We start from the raw sequence: 11,003 nt of genomic DNA, 5'->3' as shown, positions 1-11,003 counted from the left end.
CACCACCTTGGCGGCGCGCAGGGCCGCCGCCCGGCCGAACACCACGAGGTCGGTCAGCGAATTGGAGCCCAGCCGGTTGGCGCCGTGCACCGAGGCACAGGCGGCCTCGCCTGCTGCCATCAGGCCGAGAACGACGCGGTCGGGATCGTCGGCAGTGGGGTTGAGCACCTCGCCGTGGTAGTTCGCCGGGATGCCGCCCATGTTGTAGTGGACGGTCGGCAGCACCGGGATCGGCTCGCGCGTCAGGTCGACGCCGGCAAAGATCTTGGCGCTCTCCGAGATGCCCGGCAGTCGCTCGTGCAGCACCTTGGGATCGAGGTGATCGAGGTGCAGGAAGATGTGGTCCTTGCTCTTGCCGACGCCACGGCCTTCGCGGATCTCGATGGTCATGCAGCGCGAAACCACGTCGCGCGAGGCGAGGTCCTTGGCATTGGGCGCATAGCGCTCCATGAAGCGTTCGCCCTCGGAATTGACCAGGTAGCCCCCCTCGCCGCGGGCGCCCTCGGTGATGAGGCAGCCGGCGCCGTAGATGCCGGTCGGGTGGAACTGCACGAACTCCATGTCCTGCAGCGGCAGCCCGGCGCGCGCCACCATGCCGTTGCCGTCCCCGGTGCAGGTATGGGCGCTGGTAGCCGAGAAATACGCCCGGCCGTAGCCGCCGGTCGCCAGCACCACCAGCTTGGCCCGGAACCGGTGCAGCGTGCCGTCGTCGAGCTTCCAGGCGATCACACCCTGGCACGCGCCGTCCGGCCCCATGATCAGGTCGAGCGCGAAATACTCGATGAAGAACTGCGCGTTGTTGCGCACCGACTGGCCGTAGAGCGTGTGCAGGATCGCATGGCCGGTGCGATCGGCCGCCGCGCAGGTGCGCTGCACCGGCGGGCCGTCGCCGAACTCGGTCATGTGGCCGCCGAACGGCCGCTGGTAGATCTTGCCCGTCTCGGTGCGGCTGAACGGCACGCCGTAGTGCTCGAGCTCGTAGATCGCCGCCGGCGCCTCGCGCGCCAGGTACTCCATGGCGTCGTTGTCGCCCAGCCAGTCCGACCCCTTGACGGTGTCGTACATGTGCCACTGCCACGAATCCGGGCCCATGTTGGAGAGCGAGGCGGCAATGCCGCCCTGCGCCGCGACGGTATGGCTGCGGGTCGGGAACACCTTGGTGATGCAGGCGGTATTGAGCCCCTGCTCGGCCATGCCGAGCGTGGCGCGCAGGCCCGCGCCGCCGGCCCCGACGATGACCACGTCGAATTCGTGGTCGATGAGCTCGTAAGCGGCCATGTGGACTAACCCCAGAAGACGATCTTGGCGAGCGCGCCCAGCGCGCCGAGGACGACGATGCCGACAAACAGATTGTTGAGGAGCATGGCGAGGCTGTGCTCGCCCTTGTCGAAATAGTCCTCGATCACGTCGCGCATGCCGTTGCGCATGTGGATCGCGACACTGACGACGAGCAGGGCCAGCCCGAGCGCAACCACCGGGTGGCGGACCAGGGCGAGCTTGCCGGCCGTGTCGGCACCGGCAAGGCTCACCACCAGCCACACGAGGAACAGCGTGAACACCACGTTGAGCGCGCCGGTGACGCGCTGCGTGGCGAAGTGGCGAGTGGAGGCCCGGCTCGCCCCGTAGTGGGTCGACGGGTTCTGGATTTCGGCGCGGGTCGGCTTGCTGCTCATTTGAACCACACGAAGATCGACCAGGCGGCGAGGGTGAGGAGCACCGAGGCGCCCAGCTGCAGGCGCACCGCCAGCTCGCGCCCGGCCGGATCCATCGCCTTCGCCAGGTCCCAGACGAAGTGCCGGATGCCGCCCAGCATGTGGTGGAACAGAACCCAGGTGAAGCCGAACAGCACCAGCTGGCCCAGCCACGTGCCGAACAGCCAGTTGACGCCCTCGAACAGGGCCCCGCCGACGGCGGCGGCGACGAGCCACAGCACCAGCAGCAGCATGCCGCCATAGAGCGCCATGCCCGTCGCCCGGTGAACGATCGACATCGTCATGGTGAGGGTGAATCGGTAGATCGACAGATGCGGCGATAGCGGCCGCGAACGGGGAGCCATGAGTCGTCTCGCGCCTCGCCCGCGCGTCCTGCGCCCGGGCGGTCAGTTCGGAATGGTGCGAGACTTCTAGCGGCGGTTTCCGCCGAGGTCAAAGGCTGTACTTATGCTGACGATTAGCCTTTCGACCGATTGAGCACGTCCGGGGCGGCCCGCAGCGCCTCGAGTGCGATGAGCAGACTCAGCACCCGTTCGCTGCGGAGGCCCGATGCCACCGGGATGTCGGACGCGGCGACGGACGAGCCCATCGGGATCCGGCCGAGATCCTCGGCCAGTACGTCCCTGACGAGACCGCCATTGATGATGAGGGCGGCAATCGCGATCATCAGTGCGGCGGCGATACGATCCATCTTGCTGTCCCTGGTGCGGGCGACCCGTTCCGGGTTTCCGCTGCTTGAGGGGATGTGTAGGCCAGTCCGGCTGGCCCGGGCGTGAATCCGCCGTTCATCTTCGATTCAGCAACGCATGCTCTGTTCCCCGCAGGTCCACTGGAGAGGTGCAGGCGATGCGCGATCGCGTCCGGATCCTTGCCGAAGACGTGCTGTCGGAGAACTGGGGCACGGTGAAGAAGACCACGCTCGAGTACCGGCGTGGCGACGGCAGCTGGCAGCGCCAGGTGCGCGAGACCTATGACCGCGGCGACGGCGCCGCCATCCTGCTCTACGATCCGGCCCGCCGCACCGTCATCCTCACCCGCCAGTTCCGTTTTCCGGTCTGGGCCCATGGCGACGATGGCGCGCTGATCGAGGTCTGCGCCGGCAAGCTCGATGGTGACGATCCGCTCGCCTGTGCGAAGAAAGAGGCCGAGGAGGAATCGGGCTTCCGCGTCCACGACGTGGTCCAGGTTGCCACCTGCTACATGTCGCCCGGCTCGGTCACCGAGAAGCTGCACCTGTTCATCGCCGCCTGTGATTCGTCCTCGCGCGTTTCCGCCGGCGGCGGGCTCGCGCATGAGGGGGAGGACATCGAGGTGCTGGAGCTCGGGTTCGACGCGGCCATGGCGATGCTCGCCTCGGGCGAGATCGCCGATGCCAAGACCATCATCCTGCTGCAGCACCTGCGCCTGAGCGGACTGCTCGGCTAGCGCGAGGCGCCGTCAGAGGACCTGCGCGAACGGGTCGGCGTCGACGTCGAGTGTTGCGAAGCCCTCGGGCAGCACGACGGTCCATTCGGTGGCCGCATAGGGGTCCATCAGCAGCACCGTCAGCACCGACCCGGCATCGAGGTCGGAGAGCTTGACGTCCTCCGGCTGGTTGGCGCTGGCGGCGAGCGAGCCGAGCAGCACGAGGGCGCTGGCGAGGGCAATGGCGGATGTGCGGGTCATCGGGGCACCTGTCGGTTGCGGGGGCCACCCCCCGCTATTGACACCGACCTTAGCCTGCCCTCTCCGAACCGCCCTTGAACCCCTCGTTCAGCCTGCGTTTAGCCGATGCCCTCGCCCGGGCCCGCCGACGCGGGAGGGGAAAGGCCGGCGAGGGCCCCTCGCGGGTCTAGGTGCCGATGCCCTTCCACGCCTCGAGTTCCTCGAGCGTCTCTCCCGCGCCGGCCACGGCGAACTGGTAGATGTCGAAGCTCGTCACCACCGCGCCGTGATAGCCGTCGCGGGCCCGCGCCTCGTGCTTCAGCCGCAGGATCAGGTCGCGATCGCAGCCGGAGAGGTCGGCGCGCAGATTGGCGTCGCGCGCCTGGCGCACGGCGAAGTCGAACGGCTCCCAGCCCCAGACATCGCACCTCCAGGGGTTGTCGGCGAAATCCTTGAACTCGAGACCCCAGTAGAGCCCGGCACCGAGCGGATGCGGCTCGACATAGTCGTTGAGGTACTGCGCCTTGTGCAGCATCAGCCCGCGGCCCGCCAGCAGTTCGGCGATCTCGGCGCCGAGGCGCGCCCACTCACCCCAGCGTTCGCCCTCGCACGGCATGTGGATGTCGAGATCCCGCCACACCATCAGGTCGTAGCCGGCGCTGCCGGTCACCACCGCCTGGCCGAAGCGCTCGGTGAAGAACGCCAGCAGCCCGGTCTCGACCAGCAGCAGCCGCGCCTCGGCCCTCAGCTCGGCCGCGATCTCCGCTCGTGTTTCGGCATCCTTGGCAGCCATGCGCATGTCCCAACCCAGCCGGTCCGGCCCGGCGACCCGTCCGCACCGATGCCCGCGAATCAAAAGGCCCGGCTCTGCGGCCGGGCCTTGCACTGTGCATCGAGAGCCGCCCGAACTGTGGCGGCGCAGGGCCTACTCGGCCTTGCTCTCGGCCGCGGCTGCCGCGGCGGCCTCGGCGGCCTCCTTCTCGGCAAGCTCCTTGGCCAGGGCCTCGGCAGCGGCGATCTTCTCGGCCTCGCGGGCGTTCTTGGCTTCCTGCGCGGCCTCACGCTCGCCAGCCTCGATCTTCTTGGTGCGGGCGCCCTGGTTCTCGAAGATTCGGGCGGCCTTGCCGCGACGGTCGCGCAGGTAATACAGCTTGGCGCGACGCACCTTGCCGCGCTTGACCACCTCGATGTGGTCGATATTGGGGCTGAGCACGGGGAACACGCGCTCGACGCCTTCGCCGTAGGAGATCTTGCGGACGGTGAAGCTCTCCATCACGCCGCTGCCGGAGCGCGCGATCACCACGCCCTCATAGGCCTGCAGGCGTTCCTTGTCGCCTTCGCGGATCTTGACCCACACCTTGACGGTATCGCCATGGGTGAATTCCGGATGCTTGGCGGCGGCGGCGAGCTTGTCGAACTGCTCTTTTTCGAGTTCGGCGATAATCTTGGACATTGTCGTTCCGTTATCTGATCTTTTCTGAGGAGCGTTTCGCCGGCCATCGCGGCCGACCGCCCGGTCTTGGTTGCACGGATTTTTTGCGCGTATTGGCCGGGCCCATGGCTCCGGCGTGCGCGGCTATAGAGCAAGACGTCCCGCGAGTCCAGTGGCGCCGCGGCGTCGAGGCGCTCCCGCCCGTCCTCGGGACGATGGTCGCCGCCGCGCGACGGAATCGGCGCGACGCGCCGTGCTGCCATCCGGCTTGCGCCAGATCAAGCTGCGTCTTGCGCATTTGCCGCATGACGAACCCGTTTCGAATGCGCTAGATCAGCATCGCATCTCGGGGAGGCCGGCCGGTGCGCTACGCGCGGCTCATCAGCATCGATATCCTGCGCGCCCTGGGCGTGCTGGCGCTGATATTCCTGAGCTTCGTGCATGCGCCGGCGCCGGATTTCGCCGGTGACCGGGATGTGCTGACAGCGACGGTCGACTTCAGCTATTGCGGCGACGATCCCCTCGGCACCGACACCGCGCACGCGCCCTGCCATGCCTGCCGCGTGCTCGGCACCGCGCTGCCCCCGCCGCCCTGCGCGGCGATCGCGGCGCCGGTCGCCACCACTCCCGCGCCCTGGTTCGGCGCCGTCGTTGCGACGGCCGATCGCCTCGCTCAGCTCTCGGCGCGACCTCGAGCCCCTCCAGTACTGGTCTGATCCTGCCGCGCCGCCGGCCTTCCGGCGGTTTCAGACACAATGTACTTCCTGGAGATCGAGATGATCCGTTCCGTTATTCGTGCGGCCGTGGCCGCCGGCCTGCTGCTTTCCGCCGCCCCCGCCTTCGCCCACGCCACTTTCGAGGTCGGCGAGGCCGCGCTCGGCTCGACCTACAAGGCCGTGCTGCGCGTGCCGCATGGCTGCGACGGCCAGGCTACCCATACCGTCCGCGTCCAGGTCCCCGAGGGGTTCTTCTCCGTCAAGCCGATGCCCAAGGCCGGCTGGGAGCTGACCACCGTCAAGGGAGCCTACAAGAACACCTACGAGAACCATGGCGCCAAGGTCACCGAAGGGGTGACCGAGATCACCTGGTCTGGCGGCAACCTGCCGGACGAGTTCTACGATGAATTCGTCTTCCGCGGCACCATTGCCGGCTCGCTCGAGGCCGACACGATGCTCTACTTCCCGACGGTGCAGCTGTGCGCCAATGGCGAGGTCAACTGGATCGAGATCCCGGTCGAGGGCCAGCCCGAGCCGGAAGGCCCGGCGCCTGGCGTCAAGCTGATCAAGGCCGGCGAGCACCACCACTGACGCCACGAGGGGCGCCTTCGGGCGCCCCCACCCCTGCGCCCATGCGTGCGGTCCGCACCATTGCGATCAACCTGCTGCTGGCCCTCGCGGCGAGCCTCCTGCTGCTGTCGGGAGCGCTGGCGCATGCCGGCCTCGTCTCCTCGGATCCGGCCGATGGCAGCGTCCTCGCCGCCGCGCCCGAGGCGCTGACCCTGAGCTTCACCGAGCCGGTGACGCCGCTCGTCTTCACCCTGGTGACGCCCGCCGGCGAGCGGCACGACCTCGATGGCGCTTCTGCCACGGACCAGCAGGTGACGCAGGCGCTTCCCGACGGTCTGGCGCGCGGCACGCACCTGCTCAGCTGGCGCGTCGTGTCCGCCGACGGCCACCCGGTCGCCGGATCTCTGGTGTTTTCGATCGGCGAGCCCGGCACGCGCCCGGTGGTTGCCGCGGGGCCCGATATCCTGCTGGCGACGGCCATCTGGACCATCCGGGCGGGCCTGTACGCCGCCCTCTTCCTCGGCGTCGGCGCCGCCGTGTTCGGCCTCGTCGTCGCGCCCTTGCCGGGACCGCTCCGCCGGTTGTCGCAATGGCTCTCGCTCGCCGGACTGCTGCTGGCTCCGCTGGCGCTGGGTCTGCAGGGGCTCGATGCGCTCGGGGTCGGCTTCGGACGCCTGCTGTCGGCGGCGCCGTGGAGCACGGCGCTCTCGACCAGCTACGGCGCCACCGTCATCGCCGCCCTGGTCGGCTTTGCCGCCACGCTGGCCGCGGCCCGCCTCGGGCCCGGTCGGCGGCACGCCGCCCTCGTCCTGCTGGCCTGGACGGCCGCGGCCCTCGCCCCGGTGCAGAGCGGCCATGCCGGCACGGCGGCGCCGGCATGGCTGAGCCGGCCGGCGGTCTTCCTCCACATCGCCGGGCTGCTGTTCTGGATCGGGGCTCTGGTGCCGCTGGGCTGGCTGCTGCGCACCGCCGGCACGGTCGAGCTCGAGCGCTTCTCGAGGTTGATCCCGCTGGCCATCGCGCCGATCATTGTCAGCGGCATTGCCCTTGCGGCACTGCAGATGGGACCGCCCGGGGCGGCCTGGCTCTCGGCCTATGGCGTGCTGCTGGGCGCCAAGCTGGTCCTCCTCGCCGGTCTGTTCGGGCTGGCGCTGTGGAACCGCGCGGTGCTGACCGGTCCGGTGCTCGCCGGAACCGATCCGGCTCGTCGCCGACTGCGCCGCAGCATCGTCGCCGAACTGCTGCTCGTTCTCGCCATCTTCGGCATCGTCGCCGGCTGGCGCTTCACCCCGCCGCCGCGGGTCGTGGCCGAGATCGCCGCGCAGCCGGCCCGCCTGCACCTGCACGGCGAGGCCGCCATGGCCGACCTTACCTTCACGCCGGGACGGGCCGGAGCGACGCTGCTGCGCATCTGGCTCACCGATGCCGGCTTCGCCGCCATTTCACCCAGGTCCGTCGCGCTGTCGCTGTCCAACCCTGCGCTCGGCATCGAGCGGCTGAAGCGCAGCGCCGAGCCGGCCGCCGACGGCTTCTGGGAGGCGCCGCTGCTGCTGCCGGCAGGTGGCACCTGGACCGTCGAACTCGACCTGCGCATCGACAGTTTCACGCTCGTCAAGCTGACGGGCCAAGTTGACCTCAACCCCTGACCAGACGGGCCGGAATCCCGGCCGAGAAAGGAAGACTGAAATGAACAGACACAGTATCCGGGCCGCCCTCGTGGCGCTGACCCTCATCGGCGGCGGCCTGGCCGGCGCCCCGATCCTCGGCGGCGCCGCCGTCGCGGCCGACGTCACCATCGGCGACATCGTCATCGCCGGGGCCTTCAGCCGCGCCACGCTGCCCAACGCCCCGGTCGGCGGCGGCTTCCTGACGCTCACCAACAAGGGCGCCACCGACGATCGCCTGATCGCCGCCGCCTCGCCGGTGGCCGGCGTCATGCAGCTGCACGAGATGAAGATGGACGGCGACGTCATGAAGATGGCCGAGCTGCCCAACGGCATCCCGGTGCCGGCCGGCCAGACCGTGACGCTCGAGCCCGGCGGGCTGCACCTGATGTTCATGGAACTCAAGGAGCCGCTCGTCGAGGGCACCCAGGTCCCGGTGACGCTCACCTTCGAGAAGGCCGGTACCGTCGAGGTGCTGCTCGATGTCCAGGCCTTCGCCGCCAAGGCGCCCGACCATTCCATGCATGGCGACGCCTCGGGCCATGACGCCCATGCCGCACACGCCCACGGCAACGGCGCCGGCATGGACATGAACGGCATGAGCGATCTCGATGCCATCGCCGCCATGCAGAAGGCGATGTTCGACAAGCCCGACAATCCGCTCACCATGGGCCCGGTCGTCGTCGTCGGCGAGTATGCGATCAGCGACTGGGCCCAGGCCGGCACCGGTGGCCGCGCCCTGCTCAGGAAGACCGCCTCGGGCTGGGCCATTCACCTGTGCTCGGGGGCGGGACTCAAGGATGCCATGGAGCTGGCCAAGATCGGCGTGCCGCACGACGTCGCGCATGAACTCGCCGCCGGTCTCTCGTCCGCCGAGGCCTCGGTGGCGCCGGAACTGGTCAAGCAGTTCGACGCCTTCGATGGCGTTATGATGATCGATGAGTCGCTGATCTGAGGTTCGAGATGACCCCTGCTGCCCTTCGCCGTTTCCGCCTGATCCTGTGGGCCCTGGTGGCGATTGCCGCCATCGGTGCCACGGTGCTGTTCGTCGTGGCGCCGCCCAAGTCGCCGGGCGGGATCGGCGGGGGCAGCTATGCCCTGCTCGACCAGCGCGGCAACCCCGTCGACCAGACGATGTTCAACGGACATCCCTCGATGCTGTTCTTCGGCTACACCCACTGCCCCGACGTATGCCCCACGACCATGGCCGAGATGGCGGCCTGGTTCGAGGCGCTCGGCGCCGAGGCCGGCGACCTCCGGGCCTATTTCGTCTCGGTCGATCCGACGCGCGACACGCCTGAGGTGCTGGGGGACTACGTCGCCTGGGTCTCGGACCGGATCACCGGGATCACCGGCACGCCCGAGGAGGTGGACAAGATCGTCCGCGCCTGGGGAATCGTCGCCGAGAAGGTTCCGGGCGCCGGGGACGACTACACCATCAATCACACCGCCTCGGTGTTCCTGCTCAACAAGCAGGGCGGCTTCGAGGGCACCATCGCCTATGGCGAGAATGTCTCGACCGCCGTCGACAAGATCAGGAAGTTGCTCGCCAAGGGTTAGGCGAGCACCAGCGACGTGCCGGATTCCCCCTCTGGACAAGGGGGATAGGGTGAGGAGGCTCGGCTTTGCGCCGCCACGATGCCCCCTGAAGGACCGTGTGCCTCCTCACCCGACCGGCACGCCTCAGCGGGCCAGCAGATCCGGCCGGCGCGCCCGCGTCAGGGCCTCCGCCTGCTCCCGCCGCCACTTGGCGACCCTGCCATGGTCGCCCGAGGTCAGCACGGCCGGAATCTCGAGCCCTTCGAACTGCTGCGGCCGCGTGTACTGGGGGTACTCCAGCAGCCCGTGCTCGAAGCTCTCCTCGGCTTGGCTCTCGGCCGCCCCGAGCACGCCGGGAATGAGCCGCACCACCGCTTCGAGCAGCACCATGGCCGCCACCTCGCCGCCGGCCAGCACATAGTCGCCGATCGAGACCTCCTCGAGTCCGCGCGCCTCGATCACCCGCTGGTCGACGCCCTCGAAGCGCCCGCAGACGATCACGGCACCCGGCCCGGCAGCCAGCTCGCGCGCCCGCGCCTGGGTCAGCGGCAGTCCGCGCGGGCTCATCAGCAGGCGCGGCCGCGGATCGCCGGGCGGCGACACGGCATCGATGGCGCGGGCGAGGATGTCGGGCTTCAGCACCAGGCCGGCGCCGCCGCCCGAGGGCGTGTCGTCGACCGTTCGGTGGCGGTCGGTGGCGAAATCGCGCAACTGCGTGGTCTCGAGCCGCCACCGCCCCTCGGCGAGGCCCCTGCCGAGCACCGAGGCGCCCAGCGGGCCCGGAAACAGCTCCGGGAACAGCGTGATGATGTGGGCCGAAAAGCTCAATCCGGTTCTTCTTCGCCGGGTTCGGCCTCGATCGGCGGGACGATCGTCAGGTACCCCTCGGCGATCCGGATCTCGGGCACGACGGCGCGGCTGAACGGATAGAGGAAAGTATCGCCGGTCTCCCGGTCGCGCACCTCGATCAGGTCCCCCGCGCCGAAATTGGGCACCGCCAGCACCTCGCCGATCTCGGTGCCGTCGGGGAGCCGGGCGCGCAGCCCGATCAGGTCGGTGTGGTAGAAGTCGTCCTCGTCGTCGGGCGGCGGCAGCACCGAGCGGGCGACGTAGAGCTCGACGCCATTGAGCCGCTCGGCGGCGGTGCGATCGGAAACCCCGGCGAGCCGCGCCACCAGCACGTTGGTGTTGGTGCGCGCCGCCAGCACGGTGACGGTCAGCCCCGGCCGGTTGGTCGAGAGCGGGCCATAGGCGGCGAGTGCCATCGGGTCCTCGGTGAAGGACTGGATGCGCACCTCGCCCCTGATCCCGTGCGCCGCGCCGATCCGGCCGACGAGGATCAGCTTGTCGCCGTCGACCGCCGGGTCCACGGCTTACTCGGCCGCGGCGTCGGCCGGTGCGTTCCGGGCGGCCTCGGCGTCGGCGGCCTTCTTGGCCTTCTCGGCGGCGCGTTCGGTGGCCTTCTTGCCCGGCACGGCACGTTCCGGATTGCTGCGCGGGGCGCGCTTCATCAGGCCGGCGGCATCGAAGAAGCGGGCGACGCGATCGGTCGGCTGCGCCCCGACGCTGAGCCAGTGCGAGACGCGCTCGGCCACCAGTGAGACGCGCTGCTCCTTGTCGGCGAGCATCGGATCATAGGTGCCGATCTTCTCGATGAAGCGGCCGTCGCGCGGCGAACGGGCGTCCGAGACGACGACATGGTAGTAGGGGCGCTTCTTGGTGCCGG

At 69.5% G+C, this 11,003-nt stretch carries 16 protein-coding genes; 6 read left to right on the top strand and 10 right to left on the bottom strand.

The features are described 5' to 3' along the window. From sdhA to ACE3TU_RS13845, 4 genes are all read right to left on the bottom strand, one after another. Positions 1-1,278, bottom strand: a 1,278-nt coding sequence (sdhA, locus tag ACE3TU_RS13860) for a succinate dehydrogenase flavoprotein subunit (RefSeq protein ID WP_374625143.1), incomplete at its 3' end; no start/stop codon positions are given. Between the two features lie 5 nt (positions 1,279-1,283). Continuing rightward, positions 1,284-1,673, bottom strand: coding sequence for a succinate dehydrogenase, hydrophobic membrane anchor protein (sdhD, locus tag ACE3TU_RS13855; RefSeq protein WP_374625141.1), 390 nt, complete (start codon positions 1,671-1,673; stop codon positions 1,284-1,286). After that, positions 1,670-2,056 (bottom strand): succinate dehydrogenase, cytochrome b556 subunit, encoded by a 387-nt coding sequence (sdhC, locus tag ACE3TU_RS13850; RefSeq protein WP_374625139.1) that lies wholly within the window; start codon positions 2,054-2,056, stop codon positions 1,670-1,672. Before sdhC ends, sdhD begins: the two co-directional genes overlap by 4 nt. 113 nt (positions 2,057-2,169) lie before the next feature. After that, positions 2,170-2,403, bottom strand: a complete 234-nt coding sequence (locus ACE3TU_RS13845) for a hypothetical protein (RefSeq protein ID WP_374625137.1) — start codon at positions 2,401-2,403, stop codon at positions 2,170-2,172. 155 nt (positions 2,404-2,558) lie between these two features. On the opposite strand from ACE3TU_RS13845, the gene ACE3TU_RS13840 reads away from it, so the two are divergent. Beyond that, positions 2,559-3,137: an NUDIX domain-containing protein gene (locus tag ACE3TU_RS13840; protein ID WP_374625135.1), complete on the top strand. Its 579-nt coding sequence runs from the start codon at positions 2,559-2,561 to the stop codon at positions 3,135-3,137. A 12-nt stretch (positions 3,138-3,149) separates the two neighbouring features. Here the strand turns inward: ACE3TU_RS13840 and ACE3TU_RS13835 are convergent, their stop codons facing one another. The 3 genes from ACE3TU_RS13835 to rplS form a co-directional block, all read right to left on the bottom strand. Further along, positions 3,150-3,377, bottom strand: a complete 228-nt coding sequence (locus ACE3TU_RS13835) for a hypothetical protein (protein ID WP_374625133.1) — start codon at positions 3,375-3,377, stop codon at positions 3,150-3,152. A 166-nt stretch (positions 3,378-3,543) separates the two neighbouring features. Beyond that, positions 3,544-4,149 (bottom strand): hypothetical protein, encoded by a 606-nt coding sequence (locus ACE3TU_RS13830; protein ID WP_374625131.1) that lies wholly within the window; start codon positions 4,147-4,149, stop codon positions 3,544-3,546. Positions 4,150-4,281: 132 nt separating this feature from the next. Continuing rightward, a complete protein-coding gene (rplS, locus tag ACE3TU_RS13825; RefSeq protein WP_374625129.1) occupies positions 4,282-4,809 on the bottom strand; it encodes a 50S ribosomal protein L19 in 528 nt (175 codons plus the stop codon). A 341-nt stretch (positions 4,810-5,150) separates the two neighbouring features. Here rplS and ACE3TU_RS13820 point away from each other — a divergent pair, with 341 nt between their 5' ends. From ACE3TU_RS13820 to ACE3TU_RS13800, 5 genes are read left to right on the top strand one after another with little or no spacing between them, the layout of a single operon-like run. Beyond that, positions 5,151-5,504: a hypothetical protein gene (locus ACE3TU_RS13820; RefSeq protein ID WP_374625127.1), complete on the top strand. Its 354-nt coding sequence runs from the start codon at positions 5,151-5,153 to the stop codon at positions 5,502-5,504. Between the two features lie 60 nt (positions 5,505-5,564). Next, on the top strand, positions 5,565-6,095 hold the full coding sequence (locus ACE3TU_RS13815) for a YcnI family protein (protein WP_374625125.1): 531 nt from the start codon (positions 5,565-5,567) through the stop codon (positions 6,093-6,095). A 41-nt stretch (positions 6,096-6,136) separates the two neighbouring features. Continuing rightward, the gene (locus ACE3TU_RS13810; RefSeq protein ID WP_374625123.1) at positions 6,137-7,720 is read left to right on the top strand and encodes a copper resistance CopC/CopD family protein; all 1,584 of its coding nucleotides are present in this window, start codon (positions 6,137-6,139) and stop codon (positions 7,718-7,720) included. 40 nt (positions 7,721-7,760) lie between these two features. Beyond that, a complete protein-coding gene (locus tag ACE3TU_RS13805; protein ID WP_374625121.1) occupies positions 7,761-8,693 on the top strand; it encodes a copper uptake system-associated protein in 933 nt (310 codons plus the stop codon). Between the two features lie 8 nt (positions 8,694-8,701). Then, the gene (locus tag ACE3TU_RS13800) at positions 8,702-9,298 is read left to right on the top strand and encodes an SCO family protein (protein ID WP_374625119.1); all 597 of its coding nucleotides are present in this window, start codon (positions 8,702-8,704) and stop codon (positions 9,296-9,298) included. A 123-nt stretch (positions 9,299-9,421) separates the two neighbouring features. Here ACE3TU_RS13800 and trmD read toward each other — a convergent pair whose 3' ends face one another. The 3 genes from trmD to rpsP form a co-directional block, all read right to left on the bottom strand. Next, positions 9,422-10,105 (bottom strand): tRNA (guanosine(37)-N1)-methyltransferase TrmD, encoded by a 684-nt coding sequence (gene trmD, locus ACE3TU_RS13795; protein ID WP_374625117.1) that lies wholly within the window; start codon positions 10,103-10,105, stop codon positions 9,422-9,424. Next, on the bottom strand, positions 10,102-10,647 hold the full coding sequence (rimM, locus tag ACE3TU_RS13790; protein ID WP_374625115.1) for a ribosome maturation factor RimM: 546 nt from the start codon (positions 10,645-10,647) through the stop codon (positions 10,102-10,104). The genes trmD and rimM overlap by 4 nt, the downstream gene beginning before the upstream one ends. Positions 10,648-10,650: 3 nt before the next feature. After that, positions 10,651-11,003, bottom strand: a 353-nt coding sequence (rpsP, locus tag ACE3TU_RS13785; RefSeq protein WP_374625113.1) for a 30S ribosomal protein S16, incomplete at its 5' end; no start/stop codon positions are given.

Source organism: Devosia sp. (assembly GCF_041917035.1).
In the GTDB taxonomy this organism is placed as follows: domain Bacteria; phylum Pseudomonadota; class Alphaproteobacteria; order Rhizobiales; family Devosiaceae; genus Devosia_A.
This window is presented reverse-complemented; position numbering and strand designations above follow the sequence as displayed.